General features: G+C 52.5%; 17 protein-coding genes. 11 read left to right on the forward strand and 6 right to left on the reverse strand.

Annotation, left to right across the window (positions count from 1 at the left end; genetic code table 11):
• Positions 1-14: 14 nt before the first annotated feature.
• Complete coding sequence (locus XM38_RS10290; protein ID WP_187329358.1) at positions 15-1,916, reverse strand: SLC13 family permease; 1,902 nt, start codon at positions 1,914-1,916, stop codon at positions 15-17.
• A 258-nt stretch (positions 1,917-2,174) separates the two neighbouring features.
• On the opposite strand from XM38_RS10290, the gene XM38_RS10295 reads away from it, so the two are divergent.
• On the forward strand, positions 2,175-2,813 hold the full coding sequence (locus XM38_RS10295) for a TVP38/TMEM64 family protein (RefSeq protein WP_088431629.1): 639 nt from the start codon (positions 2,175-2,177) through the stop codon (positions 2,811-2,813).
• 603 nt (positions 2,814-3,416) lie between these two features.
• Here XM38_RS10295 and XM38_RS10300 read toward each other — a convergent pair.
• Both XM38_RS10300 and XM38_RS10305 read right to left on the reverse strand, forming a co-directional pair.
• Positions 3,417-4,121: a hypothetical protein gene (locus XM38_RS10300; protein ID WP_137455067.1), complete on the reverse strand. Its 705-nt coding sequence runs from the start codon at positions 4,119-4,121 to the stop codon at positions 3,417-3,419.
• A 234-nt stretch (positions 4,122-4,355) separates the two neighbouring features.
• Positions 4,356-5,540 (reverse strand): helix-turn-helix transcriptional regulator, encoded by a 1,185-nt coding sequence (locus tag XM38_RS10305; protein WP_202978868.1) that lies wholly within the window; start codon positions 5,538-5,540, stop codon positions 4,356-4,358.
• 261 nt (positions 5,541-5,801) lie between these two features.
• On the opposite strand from XM38_RS10305, the gene XM38_RS10310 reads away from it, so the two are divergent.
• The 6 genes from XM38_RS10310 (at position 5,802) to XM38_RS10335 (ending at position 13,060) form a co-directional block, all read left to right on the forward strand.
• Complete coding sequence (locus XM38_RS10310) at positions 5,802-7,358, forward strand: Cas10/Cmr2 second palm domain-containing protein (RefSeq protein WP_088429750.1); 1,557 nt, start codon at positions 5,802-5,804, stop codon at positions 7,356-7,358.
• 39 nt (positions 7,359-7,397) lie between these two features.
• Entirely contained in the window at positions 7,398-8,468 is a 1,071-nt protein-coding gene (locus XM38_RS10315) for a type III-B CRISPR module-associated Cmr3 family protein (protein WP_088429752.1), read from the forward strand.
• Positions 8,469-8,472: 4 nt separating this feature from the next.
• Complete coding sequence (locus XM38_RS10320; protein WP_088429754.1) at positions 8,473-9,303, forward strand: RAMP superfamily CRISPR-associated protein; 831 nt, start codon at positions 8,473-8,475, stop codon at positions 9,301-9,303.
• A gap of 2 nt (positions 9,304-9,305) precedes the next feature.
• Positions 9,306-9,758 carry a hypothetical protein gene (locus XM38_RS10325; RefSeq protein ID WP_080813426.1) on the forward strand — a complete coding sequence of 151 codons (453 nt, stop codon included), beginning with the start codon at positions 9,306-9,308 and terminating at the stop codon, positions 9,756-9,758.
• Positions 9,742-11,436: an RAMP superfamily protein gene (locus tag XM38_RS10330; RefSeq protein WP_080813425.1), complete on the forward strand. Its 1,695-nt coding sequence runs from the start codon at positions 9,742-9,744 to the stop codon at positions 11,434-11,436. The genes XM38_RS10325 and XM38_RS10330 overlap by 17 nt, the downstream gene beginning before the upstream one ends.
• Before the next feature lie 136 nt (positions 11,437-11,572).
• Positions 11,573-13,060 carry a hypothetical protein gene (locus XM38_RS10335; protein ID WP_088429756.1) on the forward strand — a complete coding sequence of 496 codons (1,488 nt, stop codon included), beginning with the start codon at positions 11,573-11,575 and terminating at the stop codon, positions 13,058-13,060.
• Between the two features lie 259 nt (positions 13,061-13,319).
• Here the strand turns inward: XM38_RS10335 and XM38_RS10340 are convergent, their stop codons facing one another.
• Positions 13,320-13,628, reverse strand: a complete 309-nt coding sequence (locus tag XM38_RS10340) for a GIY-YIG nuclease family protein (protein WP_088429758.1) — start codon at positions 13,626-13,628, stop codon at positions 13,320-13,322.
• Positions 13,629-13,841: 213 nt separating this feature from the next.
• Between XM38_RS10340 and XM38_RS27645 the strand changes: the two genes are divergently transcribed.
• From XM38_RS27645 to XM38_RS10355, 4 genes are all read left to right on the forward strand, one after another.
• Positions 13,842-13,967 (forward strand): hypothetical protein, encoded by a 126-nt coding sequence (locus XM38_RS27645; RefSeq protein WP_256995583.1) that lies wholly within the window; start codon positions 13,842-13,844, stop codon positions 13,965-13,967.
• Between the two features lie 62 nt (positions 13,968-14,029).
• Positions 14,030-14,353, forward strand: coding sequence for a DUF433 domain-containing protein (locus tag XM38_RS10345; RefSeq protein ID WP_080813419.1), 324 nt, complete (start codon positions 14,030-14,032; stop codon positions 14,351-14,353).
• A gap of 4 nt (positions 14,354-14,357) precedes the next feature.
• Positions 14,358-14,720 carry a DUF5615 family PIN-like protein gene (locus tag XM38_RS10350; protein WP_080813417.1) on the forward strand — a complete coding sequence of 121 codons (363 nt, stop codon included), beginning with the start codon at positions 14,358-14,360 and terminating at the stop codon, positions 14,718-14,720.
• A 23-nt stretch (positions 14,721-14,743) separates the two neighbouring features.
• Positions 14,744-16,180 (forward strand): hypothetical protein, encoded by a 1,437-nt coding sequence (locus XM38_RS10355; protein WP_088429760.1) that lies wholly within the window; start codon positions 14,744-14,746, stop codon positions 16,178-16,180.
• Between the two features lie 70 nt (positions 16,181-16,250).
• Here the strand turns inward: XM38_RS10355 and XM38_RS10360 are convergent, their stop codons facing one another.
• The gene (locus XM38_RS10360) at positions 16,251-16,703 is read right to left on the reverse strand and encodes a PIN domain-containing protein (RefSeq protein ID WP_080813413.1); all 453 of its coding nucleotides are present in this window, start codon (positions 16,701-16,703) and stop codon (positions 16,251-16,253) included.
• Complete coding sequence (locus XM38_RS10365) at positions 16,700-16,918, reverse strand: UPF0175 family protein (RefSeq protein WP_080813411.1); 219 nt, start codon at positions 16,916-16,918, stop codon at positions 16,700-16,702. The genes XM38_RS10360 and XM38_RS10365 overlap by 4 nt, the downstream gene beginning before the upstream one ends.
• Between the last annotated feature and the right edge of the window lie 425 nt (positions 16,919-17,343).

The raw sequence follows: 17,343 nt of genomic DNA on the forward strand, positions 1-17,343 counted from the left end.
ATCATCCCATTCCCCTAGAACGGGTACACCAGGGGAGTTAACAGTACGGTGACGCTCCAAAACAGCAGGTTCAGGGGAATGCCCACCCGCATGAAGTCGGAGAATTTATAGCCGCCAGGGCCGTAGACCATCAGGTTGGTCTGGTAGCCGATGGGGGTGGAGAAACTGGCGGAGGCACCGATCATGATGGCGATGACGAAGGGCATGGGGCTCACCCCCAGGGTCTGGGAGACGGCCAGGGCAATGGGAAATACCACCGCCGCCGCCGCATTATTGGTGATGATTTCGGTCATCAGGGTGGTGATGCCATAGACCACGGCTAGGGCCAGCCAGGGATTGTCCCCGGCGATGCCGATGAAGGTGGATGCGATCGCACCGGCCGCCCCCGTCACCTCCAGGGCTTTCCCCAGCCCCAAGGCCGCCCCGATGACCAGCAGCACCTGCCATTCGATGCTGCGCAAGGCCCGCTCCGCTGAGCAGCAGCGCAGCGCCACCATGAGAATAGCCGCCAACGCCGCCGCATTCAGCATGCTCATCCAGCCGACACTGGCCAAGACCACCATGGCAATCAAGATAGCCAGCGCCAAAGGAGCCTGGTCATGGCGTAGAGGTTCCGAATTGGGCACCTCGCTGACCAGATAAAAATCCCGCGACACCCGCTGTTGCTCCAAGAACGAGGAGTGGGCTTCTAATAGCAGAGTATCTCCCGCCATCAGGGTAATATCCCCCAACTTCCCCGGCAGTCGCTCCCCATTGCGGGCCACGGCCAGCACCACCGCGTTGTAGCGACTGCGGAATTGCCCCTCCCGGATGGTCATCCCCACCAGCGGACAGGTATTGGACACCACCGCCTCGATCAGGCTGCGCTCGGTGCGGGGGCTATCCAGCTTAAATACCTGATCGGTGGCCGGTTTCAGTCCCCTGAGCCGCTGCAAATCGACGATGGAATCCACCATGCCCACAAACACCAACTGGTCATGCTCCTGCAGCACCTCCCGAGGAGTCACCGCCGTTAAAATCTGACTGCCGCGGGCAATCTCCATCAAGAATAGTCCCGGCAAGTGACGTAGCCCCGCCTGCTCAATGGTTTTTCCCGCCAGGGGACTGCCCGGTTCCACCACCATTTCCACGGTATATTGGCGTGGATCATCGGCATCGCCCAGCACCGACTTGCGCTGCGGCAGTAGCCAACGATGGCTTAGCAGCAGATAGCCCACCCCGGCTACGGCGCAAGGCAAACTGACCCGGGTAATATCAAACAACCCCAACCCCGGATGATCGGTAGCGGCAATCAACATGCCATTCACCACCAGGTTGGTACTGGTGCCAATCAGGCTGCAGGTCCCGCCAAAGATGGCCGCATAGCTGAGGGGAATCATCAACTTCGACGGACTGATTCTGAGTTTGCGGCACCAATCATTCACTACCGGCACAAACATGGCCACGACAGGGGTGTTGTTGAGAAAGACACTGAGCCCCATCACCGGCAACATCAACCGGGTCATGGCCGAGGGCAATCCCTTGGGTAGGCCCAAGACCTGCTGGGAAATCCAAGCCAGCCCCCCGGTCTGTTGCAGCCCCGTGACCACGACGTAGAGCACCCCTACTGTCACCATGCCAGGGTTACTAAACCCTTCTAGGGCCTGTTCGGTGTCTAGCACCCCACTCACCATTAGCAGCCCCAATCCCCCCAAGAAAATCATCTCCGGCGGATAGGCCGTCAGCATCGTCAGCAGAAAGGTGAGGACCGTCACCCCGACGGCTAGCCCCGCCTGCCAGGGCCAGCCCGCCAGGGTAGACAAGAGGCCAGGGCTAGACCAGACCAGGCCGGCCCCACAGAGGCCCATCACAAACCAGAGGAGGGCTTGGCCCCACCCCCAAGTCCAACGGTGCCGGTGATATTGCCAAAGCTGCATAGTCGTTTCTCAAACGGCATTGCCAAACATCATGGCCGATTCTCAATGCATTTCTATTACAGCTGGATCAAGATTGAAATGTTTTTTGATGAAGTTTTGGCTGATTGCCAGGGTCAATTACAGAAGTCGAGGGGATGGGGAGTTGAGTTCCCTTAGCCATAGGATGACGTCTAGGTCCTACAATGAGCCCAGGAGAGCTTAGCTTCCCATCCCTGTCAGTAGGCTCTGTTGACCCATCCGGTGCTATCCCGTCGCAGTCTGAGTCGTCTCAAGTTCATTGCCCTTGGACTCCTGATTGTCCTGGCAATTTGGCTGATTAACCACTACGGCATGGCCCAGATCCGAGCCCAGGTGGACCAGCTGGGGATGTGGAGTCCCTTAGCTATTTTCTGTTTGCGGTTCACCAGTGTGGTGGTTCCGGCTTTGCCGGGGACAGCCTATTCTGTGCTCTCCGGTGGTCTATTGGGCTTCAGCCAGGGGTTAGCTGTCATTTGCCTGGCGGATCTGCTATCTTGCTGCCTGAGTTTTTGCCTGTCGCGACGCTACGGTCGTCAACTGGTGCAACGCCTGGTGGGAGAGCGCCTCATGACTCGGGTCGATACCCTGAGTCAGCGACACCTAGAACGCAATTTCTTCCTCATGACCGGCTTTTTAATGACCGGCTTTTTCGATTTCGTCTGCTACGGGGTTGGGTTAACGAAAGCGCCCTGGCTGAAATTTGCTCCGGCCCTGGTGCTGAGTATTGCCATCTCTAACCCGCCGATTGTGGCCCTGGGAGCCGGGATCTTAGAAGGGGGCAAACTGCTACTGGGATTTGCCCTACTCGGCATCTTTGGTCTGGCCATTGTAACGGGGCTGGTGCAGCGTTATCGAGTCACGGATGCACCTGAGCCCTGAGGGGTGGAGTGGAGAGTGACGAGTGGAGAGTGACGAGTGGAGAGTGACGAGTGGATGGGTAATGGGGTGATGGGGTGATGAGAAGTTTTGAATTTTGAATTTTGAATTTTGAAGTTTTAGGGTTTGAGTGAGGGCATGCCAGGCTCTTACTCTCATCATGGGTTGAGCAAAAGGGAAACAAGCCCCTCACTTCCTTGCCGATGCAACGCGATCCATCACTACTCACCGATATGCCCTTCCGCGGGGTCCAGGGCGGTAGTTCGACTGCGCTCACCACAAGTGGAACGCCCTGGTCGTAGGGGTCCGGGGAAAGCGAAATTTCCCCGGGCAAGCTCTCTGGCCTGGGAAACTAAGTGCGGTCTTAGAGGACATTTGAAAACTCGGCTGAAAGTCCTGCCGGGTAAGCGTTTTAGAGCGTACGACTCTGTTGGCCAGAATCCAGTCTGGAGCAAGGTCGCAGGGTACTTTCCAAATATCCTCTTACCGAGGTCTACCATTGCCTTGCCGATATGACAAAATCCACAACGGCTAGTCGACAGTCCTTCCGCAGGATGCAGGCTGACGGAAAAGCGAAGTGCAGAGAGGGGAGGAGCGCAGTTGCGACTACTGGCCGAAGGCACCGAGGCCGTAGTAACAATAAGGAGCGGCGCAGTTCGGCATAATCACATTGATGGTGAAGGGGCCATCCCATTGGGGAGTGACTTCCACAATGGGCATAGCATCTGTCTCCGTATCCGAGTCAATTAAGTTGCCGTTCTCATCATAGAGTTCTAGGTCCATATCGCCACAATCACTGTCACAGACGCCGATGATGCCATAGGAAACGCCACCGCGCAGATCCAGGGTGATTGGTTCTTGGGTGTTGTCTGCCAGTTGGCCTAGGTAGGGTTCATGGGTGAGATCAAAGCCATTTAGGCCGGCCTGCTCGCTGACGGCAACCAACTGCTGGCCCACCTGAGCTCGGAAGGCCTGATCGGGATCGGTTGCGGATGCTGATGTCGGTTCTGGGGTAGGGGGATTACTGATGGGGGTCGGTGCTGGAGTTGGGGGGTCAGGTCCTTCAGTGGATTCGGTGGCATCGGTGGTCGAATCCTCGGTGGGAGTACTCTCCTCGCTGGTGTCTACAGGGGAAACCTCGCTGAGGCCAATGCCCATCAGAATAATAAAGATTCCCATGCCGATGGAGGCGGCGCGGGGGATGGTTCCAATTTTGGGAATGGAGATATCTCTAATAGATAGCCCACCGCCCCACAGGCCCGTGGACAGTAAGATAGCTCCGAAAATGAAGGCGACGATATCGATGCTCATAATGTCCTCTTGATGGCTGATGGTGTACGTAGCGTTTGCCAGCCAGGTGAGCAATAGCTAGATCGGTCAACGGCTAGATTAAGGGGCTGACTAGCTGGCCATCGCACAGCATGTTGTGGCGATAGCTATCGGTCGGCTTGCATGGGCGATGCTCCTATAGAGAATACTTCATGACCATCAGCCCTGATTCCGTAAATATCCGGTAGTCGTCGGTTTGCAGCTAGGAAAACTCAGTCAGGGGCTATCTGGGGCGTAGCGCTGGGCCAGGGCCAAGGCATTCTGTCGATGTTGGGCAGCTAGTTCCTTGGGGGTCAAAATCTGGGCCAAGTGCATGAAGCGATTGACCCAATGGCTGAATTCTCGCAAGGATCGCGGTGGCAGTTGCACCGAGAAATCGACATGGGGGTCCCCCTGGGTGTGCCCTCTTCTGAGGCGCTGACTGGGGTGACGACGTTCTCCTTCTAGGATGAATTCAGCTACCGGATGGAAGAAGCGCACCTTTACCGAGACCAGTTTGCCCTGGCCCGAACGTTCTTGTTGTTGCTCTTCTGAGGTGCCTAGGTAGAGCCCCCACCCCTGCTTTAATAATTGGTGGGCTACTTCTAGGCGTTGAGTTTGTGCCTGCAGACTGCGGCACTCATAGTCCAAGGCTGTAACCTGCTCACTGAGGCGATCGACCCGGGCGATCTCTAAATGCTGATTGTGCAGATGCTCATAGAGGAGATACCAGGCGGTGTCAGCGTAGATCAGCTGCAGGGGATAGACGGTGAGGTGGCCTGTGCCCATGCTGCCGTAGGGGTCGCGATGACGCATTAACTCTAGGGATTGGCCGGTTGCGATCGCACGTTCCACAACATCTAGGGCATGAAATAGGGTGCGGCGATAGTGCCCCTTGGCCATCATCTCATCAGGGTCGGTGTAGACGATGGTGCGGCTAAGGTGAGTGCGCACCGGGTAGAATAGCTGGCCCTGGAGTTCTAGATTCAGGCCTCGCAGGCGGCGTTCTAGGGTGCTGTAGAGTTTGCGGATACGTGGGTCGCCTTGGTGTTGGGCTTGGCTGGCCAGGGCTTGCAGGGCGGCGCGCAGTTCGTCGCTGGTGAAGACGCCGCTGCCTAAATAGTAACCCCAGCGATACATGCGCTGTTCTAGGATGCCGTAGCGGCGCAGGGTTTTGAGATCTTTGCGAATGGTGTGGACTGAGTAGTCAGGCAAGATAATGCCAAGCCATTGAGCCGTCTGTTGCATTGTTTGCACGATGGCGGCGGCGGCGTCATGGTCGCCGGGGGTGTGATCATCGGGGTCGGGGGCCCCACGCCGGGGTGGCGCACCAGGGTGGCAATCAACACCATCAGCCGCTCGAGCGCGGACGGTTCTGTGTAGGAGCTTGGCGGAGTGTTGCCCATTATGGCTGCATGTCAATTAAAAGAAAATATTCCTGATGGCTGGCCTGGCCTGTAGAAGCTCTAATATATCAGCGCTTTAGATGACGATCGGCATTTGTGAAGATATCAGCCTTTAAGAGCGCCTCTCGATGGTCCCTTGTTAAATTGGGCGCTAACTCAGGCACTTTCCGAGGATAGGTACTGTGTCAACAGCATTCTGGCAAGCCAAGATCTGGGGTTTGTTGCATGATCCTGCCTTAAGGAACTCGCATCATGTCTCCCAGCAAGAGGTGATGGCATGACTGAGACAATCTACACGGCCATCAGCTTCGCCCCAGTTCAAGGATTCATTGAAAAATCGCGTAAGTTGCGAGATCTCTATGGAGCCTCAGGACTGCTGTCTTATCTAGCTAAACAACTGGTTGAAGCTAAACCCGAGAATTGCAGCGTCATTTCTCCGGCATCAGTTAATTTGCAGCAGGGCATGCCTAATCGCATCTTGATTCGCGGCGATTACCCTCGCAATTTAGCCCAGCAAACCTTGCTGCAATCCTGGCAAAAAATCTTAGACGACTCTCGTAATTGGGTTGAAAGGCGTTTGCAGTCAACCTTTCCCCCTGACAGCTATCACTGGCAAGAGGTGTGGGATAAATGGGGACGCTATCACTGGGAGGTGTTTTGGGGCCATGGCAATTCTATTCAAGCTGCCATGGATGACTTGGAAACTCGAAAATTACGTCGGGATTGGGTCGCCGTAAACTGGGTCGGTGAAAGCTCTAGCCTATCTGGGGTGGATGCCATTGCCTGGCCAGGCCTGGGAGCATTCAATTCTGATCCGGGGTGGCCGATTGCAACTGCTGAAAAGCAGCAGCTTGATAGCTTTTATCAAGTGCTAGATAAATCTCTCAGCCACCCTGGTACCGGTGAAGACGACACGACAGGGCGATTTTTAGCCTCCAATGAACGCCTGAGCGTGCCTGAGTTGGTTAAACGCCTAGTCACTTGGCCGCAACTCGCTAAAAAGCTAGGCATTACTGAACTGGAATCCGGCTTTACCGATATCCATCGCAACACTCGTGATGGCAAGGGGCAGTGGACCGGCTGGTTCATGGGGGATGGCGATAAAGTAGGCGATCACCTCAAGGAAATTGCCAAGTCTGGAGATCAGGCTATTGCCGACTTTAGTCAGGCCATGCGGCAGTGGGGAAAAACCTTTAGCCAGTCTATGCCTAAGCAGAAGGGGCGCGTCATTTATGCCGGTGGGGACGACTTCCTGGGAGTACTCTATGGCCAATCTCCCGATCACCCATTAGCCCCCAAAGCAGCCTTGGAGTGGTTGATGGGATTGAACGCCCAATGGCAACAACATGGCTATGACCTCACCGTAAGTGTCGGGTTTGTTTGGGTTTCTCCACATGTGCCCCAACGAGATGTGCTACAACATTGCCGCCAAGCCCAAAAACGCTCTAAACGGCTTGGGCGTGATCGAGTCACGATTCGAATTGTGTTCAATAGCGGCCAGTCGGTGCAATGGACCTGCCGCTGGCAAGATTTAGGCGTATTGACAGGATATTGCGATCGCAACGGCAAGCGCTGGGACGAAACCCCTAACTGGGTACATCTCCTCACCGACTGGCAACACTTGAAAGCCCGCCATGCCATTCCCGTCAAAGCCAGCGAAGAGCACATCGACCAGCAAATTGCCATCGAGTTTTTCGAGATTTACTTTCCCGGTTATAAGCAGTACCTGCTGAATCATAGCCAAGACATTTTAGGCAATGATGATAACCCCAGGGCCATGATCGATTGGATTGAAGGGGCAATTCAAGTGGGCTGGTATCTAGGCTCAGCCTAATCGGTCTGTGACAGCATCTCTCATTTATCCGAAATCGTTATGTTTACTCACCTGATTACCATTTCTCCATTGGGGTTTCTCTACGGCAGTGCCGGGGCCTTCCTAACCCCTGAGAATCTGGTAGGGCTAGCGGGGACTAAATTTCCCCCCGATGCCTCTACCCTCGCTGGGCTCATCTTTAGTGCATTAAAAACTGGACACCTAGAGGCTGAAAATCTGACTCAGGACCAGTTGCGAGAGCAGCTATTTGTGGCAGGTCCCTTCTGGGCCAATGTCAGCGACCCCCACAATTTCTACATTCCAGTTCCCCGCCATAAGATTCTGGGCGACAAGGACACAGATCAATGGGAAATTCGCAACTACCACTGGTGGCGCGACGAAACTACCCATCCAGATATAGAAGCAGACTATCACTGGCAGCGCATCGATACCTGGGACTACTCTCCAGATGAAATCAAGGCAAACCAGGCCGCCGCTAAAGATGTCTGGACCCATGTGCCCATGCTGCATCCCAGCCTCAAATCTGATGAACGCCATGTCCGCGACGAGAATGGCTTGTTTTTAGAAAACGCCGTGCAAATGCAGCCCAATCAATGGGACGGCGGCTATGACGAAACTTGCCTGGTGTATTTATCCACCATTGCCCTCAAGCCAGGGTGGTATCGCTTTGGAGGAGAAAGTCATCTGGTTGAAATCTCGAGCCATGAACTGGATGAGACCAGCCCCATCGTGGAGTTGTTGCAACGCCCCATTGAGGATTCCTTTGCTCTGATCGGGCCTGGCATATGGGGCTCCAACCATCTCTCGCTGCGCTATCCCAGGCACTCAGACTTTTCTGAACGACGTCCCATGATGCTGACCGATCGCCCCAATCCCTATCGCTATCGCCTGGGTAGCCAATCTGGGGAGTATCAAACCGGCCCCATGCGCAAAGCCGGACGCCTAAGCCGGGGACGCTACGCAGTCCCTACGGGTACGGTCTATGTCTTCAAAGACCCTCTGGGTAAATCCTGGTGGGATTGGCCAGAGGACTGGTTTCCCAAAGAAGGCTTTCCCCTAAAACACTTGGGCTGCAATCTCAGCCTACCCGTTGAAATTTCTAGGAGTTAACGTCATGTATGCAAAGGCCTACGGCATTATCGAAACCCTAGCCCCCCTGCATGTTGGGGCCAGCGCTGGGGAGGAAAGTGGTAACCTGAATCTCATTTTTCGCGATCAATTTACGCAGACTGGCATCATTCCTGGTAGTTCCATTCGCGGCCGGTTCCGAGCTGATATGCGCTCAGGATCAGAAGATGAGAACACCTGGTATGGCCATGAAGCCATTGAAGGACGGGAAGACGGTGGCACTACAGAAGCCATCGTTAAGTTTGAGCATGCCTCGCTGGTATGGCTGCCGGTTTTTTGTCCTGGGCAACCCATCGTCTGGATCACATGTCCCTACTTGCTGAAGCGCTATGGGCGAATCAGGCAGATAGAGGCTGAAATACCAGATCCCTACACGGCTCCTAGGGGCTTGCCAGGTCGTCAAGTAGACACTACCAAGAAAGTTCTATTCTTTAACCTTGGCTTTTTAGAAATCGAGCGCGAAGCGGATCTATCTGCCTGGGTGCCCAATAAAGAGGGAACAGATAAAAAGCTGATCGATCCTAACTTAACCGTTGTCGTTGCAGATGGTGATATTGCCATGTTGCACGATATGGCCCTCTACCGCCAAAGTCGGGTCAAACTCGTGGATGACATGAAGAAGGTTGATACTGAAAAAGGTGCGTTCTTTAACGTAGAAGCCCTGCCAGAAGGTAGTATCTTGATTTTCCCCATTGCCCTTAAACAAACCGGCTGGCAACCTTTTGAAGCGGGAGAGAAGACTGAAGAACTCTACTTTGGCGGCCTAGAATCCGTGGGTTTTGGTCGCTGCCAAGTCACGATTGGAGGTAAGTATTAATCATGGCCTGGAATTCCTATGGCTTAGACCGAGAAGCCCAACAACTCGTCTTATCTGCTCGACGGCGGGATGAAGCTCTGCCAAAAGCTGAGCGTTCCAAGAAGGCATCCCTCAATCAAGGGCACAAAATGCGTATGGCCATCCCCTATGGCTTAGAGCGTTTCTGGGGTGAACATCTGCGACTGCAAGAGAAAGAGCGAAATAAATCGATCTACTGGAAAGAAACCTGGGATGCCTTTGTGCGAGTGATGGATATCGCTGGAATCGAAATTCCCAACGATGATGTCAGCTATTCAGACACCAGCGGCATCCAAAGCATGTCCGAAAGGCTTTGGGAATTAGACCTTAAAAAGCAGCGTGTAGCCCTAGCCGTACTCACACAACTCTGTGATGCGCTGGTGTGGTGGACCCAACGGTATAAAGGAGGTGCTAAGGCCAATGGCTCAAATCCCTGATATGGCTAAGAAGGTGCCCATGATGTTTCGGGCCCAGGTAGAAGGTCGCTGCCAACTCCAGAGAGTATATACCGATCGCAATAAGAGTAATGAGGCTCAAGATTCAGAGCGATGGGTGAGTGAGTGGGTCGAGAAAGCCTACCCAAGCCCACCAGTCTTCGATTTAACAGTTCAGACTCGTTCATATCAGCTCAATTGGCGATTTGTCACCAATGGTGGTCAAGATGACGGCATCATCCGGCCAGTGATTGGCTCCTTTGGCTGGCCCTTTTATCCTGGCAGCAGTATGAAAGGTGTCTTTCGCCAAGCTTGTAACAAAGATCAAGCAGAGCGCTACTGTGGCAAAGAGTTATCAGGTAAGGACTGGCAACCAGGGATTCTACGTTTCCATGGGGGCTATCCCACTAACACTCAGTGGACTGACCGATTAGTGGATATCATTCATCCCCAACAAGAGCGCCAGGTACAGCGGGAAAAAACGACCAGCGCCTTCGCCCAAGTCTCCCTATACCGACCTGAACTACAGTTTGGCATTTCCAGCACTGAACTGCTGGACGACACCGAATGGGACACTATTTGGCAAATTTGGGAGCGGGGGTTATCGAGTGGACTGGGATGTCGCGTTAGTGCAGGCTACGGTCAAGTTGCAGACCATGCGGGACAGACTCTATTCAAATGTCGTCTTAAAGGACAGGGGCAAGCTCCCAAACTATTAGATGTAGATGAGACAGGGGAGTTTCGACCCAATATTTTTCGAGCGGCGATCCGAGGCCATGCCCTGCGCTTGTTTGGTGGCTTGACCGATGCCACCAATGCTGAACGGTTAGTCAATGAGCTCTTCGGTAGTGTGCAGGGGAGCGGAGATGTGGGCCTGCTAGCCATGAGTTTCCAGCCCTGTCGCGAAATAATCGGCAGCTATGGCCGAGGCAGATGGGAACAACCAACCTATGAAGTAGAAGGGGATCTGTACTGGATGCTTAACCGTCCCCTGGCAGATCCCAATCAGCGCAAGGCTTTATCTAACTTGATTAAAGCGCTGATGCACTTTGCCATGGTCTTCGGCGGGTTCGGCAAGTCCTGGCGACGGGCCGATCATCGGATTTTTTACCCCGATTATGCTGAGCAAGATGCAAAGCCACTCATTGGCTGCCATTGGCAATGGTCTGAACAGTCCCTAACTCGCAACTACAAAGTCAGGAAGCTTGAAAATATTGCTACCTTCCTCCAGGCAATCAGAAAAGTCGCTAGAACCTGGGTGCAACTACAAAAAGCGAACTCTAGACAATGGGCTAAAACCTGGCGAGAAGCCTGGCATCCTCAGAACGTCCAGGTCTGGGGGCGCGTCGCCAGGGAAGCAGAAGATAGTCGTGCAGTGGAATGGTTGCATGGTCCCTATCGACCGGCTATGCCGACAGCTAATATTCTGGAAGGCACGATCAAGCAAACCTCAGTCACCGGGAAGCTTAATCGTATTGGCCGCTTATGGCATCGCATGTATCCCATCGTCAGACTGGTGAGGAACCCTGAAGATCCTGATGGTAAGCCAATCGCCAAAATGAGATCTCGCCCTGAGTATCTGGAATTACTGACACTATTTCCCAATGACTCACCAGAGTTTCTTGACTTTCTTGATTTTCTAGAAACCCAACAAACCATGTTTCAGAAACTCTGGCCGTAAGCATTCCTATGAGTATTTTGGCTAGGCAAGTTGATGTGCCTCTCCGGTAGCTAAGCAGCTTATCCTGAGCTGTGTCGAAGGGAATCGAAGCCCAAATTTACCAGGCTCAATGCAAATCTAATATTACTCAATGCTTATGACGACCTGGATTTTAACCATTGGCAGCAGTGATGTGCTGCTAAAGTCTGACCGAAATTGGAATTCATTAGAACGGCAAGCTCAGGCTAAGACTAGAGACTTGCCTCACTTTAGACCATCAATCGTTAAGATGCCGAATGGAGCCGATTTTTTTGCTTTTCCGGTAAGAGCGCTAGGAATTGTCTATTCAAGTCAGCTTGAAACATATAGCTCTGATCTTTGCCTACCTCGGTTAGAAACCCTTTGTGGACAATTTAGGACATCATATCCTGAACACATCATCATCCTACTAACCGATCAGGCTCATCTACAGCCTGCAGCCAGACGTAAGACTCATCATGCCTATTGGCAAGACACCTGTGAACTAAAGCCTATTCTTGAGTTTTATCTAAATCAGAAATTCCCTGATGTCAGTCAAGACTATCTAATTGTGCGACCAGAACCTCAAGGAGAAACCATAGAGGTCCTGGGATTAGATCACTGGGATAGCACCTTATCTCTGATACAGGCTCTCATGGCTGATATCGATGATAAGAGCCATAAAACGATTTATGTTAGTCATCAGGGCGGGATACCTGCCTTATCATCAGCAGTTCAGTTTGTTACCTTAACTAAGTTTGCGGACAAAGTTCAGTTCTTAGTTAGCAATGAATTCCAGGAAAATTCATCAGAACTGATATCAAGCTCCACCTATCTACGAGGGATTCGACTACAGGAAGCTAAGAGACTGCTGTTACGCCATGACTATGTCGGCGTACAAGAACTACTCAGACATGGTTTATTGACGTCAGATGATCCATTGGGTTCTAAGATTGATAGTCTTTTGAATTCTGCCATTTTATGGAATCAAGCTCAGTTTAAGCAATTTAGTGAATCACTACCATTAGAGCTTCAAGAAAGAACTCAAGAATGGTGGTGGGCTGGATACGAATCAGCCTATCTAGCTATGATCCGTTTGGAACAGGGAAATACAGTAGAAGCACTCTTCCATAGCTTTCGGGCTGCAGAAGGTATGCTAAGTAACTGGGCCAAGTGGTATTATCCAGATGATATCAAAGAAGATAAGAAAGGGGCTCCAATTGTATTCCTTAGAGAGGATAGTCATTTGCCAGATTATCTGAAAAGTAAATTAGCAGAAAAGAGAGAAAAGAATAAAGAAGCCAACTTTATGCTTTATAGTCAGGAGCTGTTCAATCTCTTTCAGGCAGTTCATCCCGACGCTTCAGAAAATGAAAACGTCAAGGTTATTTGGAAAGGCGCTAAGGGAGTTCGTAATCAACAATTCCACAGACTCTTAGGTTTAAATGAGAAAGAAGTCTTTCGAGCTTGGGGATGTAAAGAGAATCGAAAAGCCTGGGAAGATCGGCTGTTGAATTGTTTAAACTTCATTGCTGGCCAGGACTTTAAATCTCTCAAAGATTCCAGCTTAATGAGCAGAGTTCAAGCTGAATTATGGGGGGCATTGAACTCTGTGAATCTACCTTAAAAGTATTTGTAGTATTTGTAGGGTGGGCATTGCCTTTTCTAGGGTGCAATATGTTTATCACTCATCTACTCAATGCCCACCTTTTCGAAGAATTGGTGGGCAAGCCCAACGCCTCGACCGTGGCTGAGAACAGTGACGATGAGTTTGCCCACCTTACCTACTATGCTCAAATTTTCCCATTTAGGTGAGCTATTCAACGAACGATGCCTACCGCTGGCCGATCCGTTGGCTGAGCGGAGTCGAAGCCAACGGAGCAACATCAATCAGCGTGCAAATTCTCGTGATGGCTAGCGTTCTGACACTCGGCCAAAACATGCAGTTGATTCATATCACTTGCAATCAGGGCGAGCTTCTTCTTACGGCTCCATCCTTGGATTTGCTTTTCTCGCTGAAATGCGGTGTCGATGCGATCGCATTCTTCGCAATACACCAACCTTACCGGCAGCCGTTTGGCGGTGTAGTTGGCTCCAAGACCTTCTTGGTGTTCCCAGAGCCGTCGCGCCATATTCCAGGTGCTGCCAGTGTAGTAGCTGCCATCGGCACATTCGAGGATGTAGGTGTAGGGCATGGTGGGAGAGGGAGTGGTTATTTGGAGTGTGCCCTTCGACTCCGCTCAGGGCACGCCCTTACTTCGACTCCGCTCAGCCAGCGGATAGCTACGCCTACCTCATGGGTCTCCCTGCGGGAGAAAACCAAGTGTCGTCAATCTCCACTAGAATCCCCACCCGCTGTTGTGTCAGAGTAGTATTTGTAGGGTGGGCATTGCCTTTTCTAAGGCCCAATGGTGCTTATCATTCATCTACTCAATGCCCACCTTTTCGAAGAATTGGTGGGCAAGCCCAACGCCTCGACCGTGGCTGAGAACAGTGGCAATGAATGTGCCCACCCTACCTACTGGAAAACTTGAACGACAATATTAGAATTAAATGATGAGCCTTCGCCTTCTGTAGCTATAAGATAGAGCATCCTATGCAACTAGAAGATTACTTCGACTTCTTAGCCCCAGACGATATTCGTCTCAAAGGAACCAGAGTTGGCATTGAGACAATACTTTACGATTTCATCCATCGCTGTCGTACGCCTGAAGCTATTGCTCAGAGCTATCCTTCCCTGAGCCTAGAACAGGTATATGCCACGATTTTGTACTATCTGCACAACCAAGAGGCTGTCAGTGCCTATCTAGCCGACTGGATGGAGTGGAGCCACCAGAGGCGGGAAGAACAACGCCAAAACCCGCCTCCCCAAGTCTTAAAGCTTCGGCAGCTAAAAGCAGAAAAAGCAGCATCGCAATAGGCTGATGACACTTAAGTACCTGTTGGATGAGAACGTTGATTCCGTATACCAGGTGCAGATTCAACGGCAAGAGCCTGAGGTTATTGTATTTAGGATCGGCATGCCAGGCACGCCTTCAATACAATCGTCTGATTCTGATATCCTGTGCTGGTGCGAGGAACATTCATTTATTTTATTGACTAATAATCGAAAATCAATGCCAGTCCATTTGGCTGACCACCTGGCCCAAGGGCGGCATGTTCCCGGTATTTTCATTCTTAATAACGAACTGAGTTTAGGTCAGCAACTAGAAGAATTAATTCTGATCGCAATGGCTTCTGAGGAGACAGATTTCCAGGATCGCATTACCTACTTACCGATTGTTTAAGGCCCTATTGCCAAACTACTAAAATGCAAACCCTGATCATTACTGTCGGTACTCGCCAGGTGGGGTGGCGTTGCGCTGATGGCACTGTGTGTTGCTTTGGGGCCGATGGCGATCGCAACCAGCATCCTCGCCACACCGACCGGCTCTATGCCGAACTAGGCATCCAGCGGGGCTGCCAAGACGGCTATCCCTGGAGTGTGCAAGACCTGGGCCAGCGTTACTATCACCGTTGTCGGCATGACCTCGATGGCACCTTTGACCCCGTGGAGCTACTGCTCGACCATGAGATCATTGAGGCGCAATACTCCCAGGGGCTGACCGATGTGGTGCTCTGGGGTACTCGCCAGCCCGATACCACTGACGCTAGCTATCGCAGTCGCGATACCCACTGGTTAGCGCAGCTGATGGCCGGTAAGATCCGGCAGACCTGGCCCGAATTAACCGTAGCAGTATTCGAGCCGGTGGTCGCCGCTACCGATAGCACCGCCATTCGTCATGCCTTGGAAGACTTTTTAGTGCAGCACACCCAGGGCGTTGAAGAGGTGACGCTGTTGATTCAAACCAAAGGGGCACTACCTGCGATCGCACATAGCCTTGATATTTGTGCCGCCGCCTTAGTGCGGCAATATCCCGTCCTGCAAGTCGTGCCTATTGAACCGGTGCCCCTCTATTCCGGTGACTCCCAGAGTGCCAATCGCTCCCAGCACCACCAGGTCATTTCCATCGGCGAATACTTCTGGCCCATCGAGCGGCTGCGCATCGTTGCCGCCTGGCAGCAGGGCAACTTTTCAGAGGCCGCCCTATGGCTGATGGCCCATCAAGACCGCCATCGCCTGCTTTATCGTCTAGCCCAGCAGCTGAGCCTGGCCGCCAACTGGCAGATCGAGGCCCTATTTCAGCCCCAGGGTCTAGGCCAGTGGTTGCAGGCAGGCTCCTTACACCAGGTCGTACCAGCCACGCAAATCGAGATCTGGCGAACCCAGGTTGAGGCCATTCGCCACAGTCCTCCGGCCCAGACGTGGGAATGCAGCTTTTTGGTATATCTACTGCTGCGTCAGGGCAACTATACCGACGCCTTCATGCGCTTCGCCCAAACCCTGGAGCGATTGCTGTATCTGCGTAGCCAAGCCGACCAATGGTTTCATGCCGATGAGCTGCAGGGACGCCACCCCGGCTTCAAACAATTGATCGATCGCTGGTTTCAGAGTCAAGGAACCCCATTGCCAGGTCCCCACTACGATCAGGTTGACCGCATTCGCAACACCCGCAACCAGGTGGTGCATCAGGCCAAGGCCATGACCCTAGACGATCTCTGCCGCCTCTGGCCCTCAACCGCCTCGACTACCGCTGAGGCGCTGCATGGAGCCATGGAGCACATGTTGCATCAGATGTATGCATCATCGTCGGGGCCTTCTCTCTTACACGCCCTCTATGATTGGGGCCTGAGCCAGCTGATCTAGATAGCATTACAGTCGGCGCAGGCCGACGTTGACTGTATAGCGGCGATTTTAATCGCCGGGTCCTTCGGAGCTATTCCTCATCTGCAAGCTGTATTGCTCTACGAACAATGGCTTCTGAAATTCTGAAGTTAGCTGTGGTTAGCGCGTCGAGAATCGGTTTAACCTCAGAGATGATGCCCTGCTGTTTTGCTCTTAACAGCATTCCTACGGTACCGATGACTTTGAGCTGCAATTGTTGGGCGATTCGGCGAGCGCTGAGATCATCGAGAATCACAAACACATCGCCCAGTTCCATCGCTAGAGCAATTGTTGCTGCTTCGCCTTCGTCAATCTGGGTTTGGAGAGATCGAACGATACCGCGATTTTGCGGTGCTTGAATGGTGAGCCAGGGAGCAGAAATGCCGACTTCTGACTGCACGGCAGGAGAAATTGTAATCGGGGTAAATACTTGGGGCAGCATGTCTAACTGTTGGATGCGCTCTAATCCGATCAGGCAGGTGCTATTTGTGACAGCCGCATTCATAGAGCGATTTCTTGTTCCAGGTCATCGGCAGGATAGTTGACGACAGGGACATCCATTTTGCTGATGAGTTCGATGAAGCTACTTTTGGAGTAGCCCGCGAGTTTGGCTGCTTTGCCGAGGGAGAGCTTGCCAACTTCGTAAAGTTTGGCGGCGAGAAACAATTTAGCCTCATCGGTGGAGATGCTTGCAGGTAAATCAATGGTGAGTTGAGCCATGGCTTAAGGGCTGACAATGATACTGTGTAGGGAAATGGGAGCGAAGAGAGCAGTACTGATGACGACTACGGGCCATGCCTTTTGAAATTTCTGTGGGGTGAGCCTCTGGTTGCCCAGATTAAATGTTGTCAAGGAGATGACGATGAGTTTCGCAATACTCATCAATGAATCCTAGATTCTATACTACCTGCACAATCAAGAAGCTGTCGGTGCCTATCTGGCTGACTGGATGGAATGGAGCTAGAACCCAGACTATCCAAAGGATCAGGGAACCTGCCCCCTACAGCATCCGAAATCTGGTAAGGGCGCGGTTTCCGCGCCCAATGCAGAATCTTTTGTCGGTCAACCAGGTAGGTAGCTGGCGGCTAGAAGTCACGCCAACAGAAAACCCCAGAGTGATCGAGAACTCTGGGGGATTACAGGGA

This window comes from Halomicronema hongdechloris C2206, assembly GCF_002075285.3.
Classification (GTDB): domain Bacteria; phylum Cyanobacteriota; class Cyanobacteriia; order Phormidesmidales; family Phormidesmidaceae; genus Halomicronema_B; species Halomicronema_B hongdechloris.

Bases quoted from the DNA above. Each gene is read 5' to 3' on its own strand.
- XM38_RS10340 (WP_088429758.1), bottom strand. From the start codon at position 13,628: ATGCCCTACACCTACATCCTCGAATGTGCCGATGGCAGCTACTACACT.
- XM38_RS10320 (WP_088429754.1), top strand. From the start codon at position 8,473: ATGTATGCAAAGGCCTACGGCATTATCGAAACCCTAGCCCCCCTGCAT.
- XM38_RS27645 (WP_256995583.1), top strand. From the start codon at position 13,842: ATGGTGCTTATCATTCATCTACTCAATGCCCACCTTTTCGAAGAATTG.
- XM38_RS10330 (WP_080813425.1), top strand. From the start codon at position 9,742: ATGGCTCAAATCCCTGATATGGCTAAGAAGGTGCCCATGATGTTTCGG.
- XM38_RS10355 (WP_088429760.1), top strand. From the start codon at position 14,744: ATGCAAACCCTGATCATTACTGTCGGTACTCGCCAGGTGGGGTGGCGT.
- XM38_RS10360 (WP_080813413.1), bottom strand. From the start codon at position 16,703: ATGAATGCGGCTGTCACAAATAGCACCTGCCTGATCGGATTAGAGCGC.
- XM38_RS10345 (WP_080813419.1), top strand. From the start codon at position 14,030: ATGCAACTAGAAGATTACTTCGACTTCTTAGCCCCAGACGATATTCGT.
- XM38_RS10335 (WP_088429756.1), top strand. From the start codon at position 11,573: ATGACGACCTGGATTTTAACCATTGGCAGCAGTGATGTGCTGCTAAAG.
- XM38_RS10315 (WP_088429752.1), top strand. From the start codon at position 7,398: ATGTTTACTCACCTGATTACCATTTCTCCATTGGGGTTTCTCTACGGC.
- XM38_RS10310 (WP_088429750.1), top strand. From the start codon at position 5,802: ATGACTGAGACAATCTACACGGCCATCAGCTTCGCCCCAGTTCAAGGA.
- XM38_RS10350 (WP_080813417.1), top strand. From the start codon at position 14,358: ATGACACTTAAGTACCTGTTGGATGAGAACGTTGATTCCGTATACCAG.
- XM38_RS10300 (WP_137455067.1), bottom strand. From the start codon at position 4,121: ATGAGCATCGATATCGTCGCCTTCATTTTCGGAGCTATCTTACTGTCC.
- XM38_RS10290 (WP_187329358.1), bottom strand. From the start codon at position 1,916: ATGCAGCTTTGGCAATATCACCGGCACCGTTGGACTTGGGGGTGGGGC.
- XM38_RS10325 (WP_080813426.1), top strand. From the start codon at position 9,306: ATGGCCTGGAATTCCTATGGCTTAGACCGAGAAGCCCAACAACTCGTC.
- XM38_RS10365 (WP_080813411.1), bottom strand. From the start codon at position 16,918: ATGGCTCAACTCACCATTGATTTACCTGCAAGCATCTCCACCGATGAG.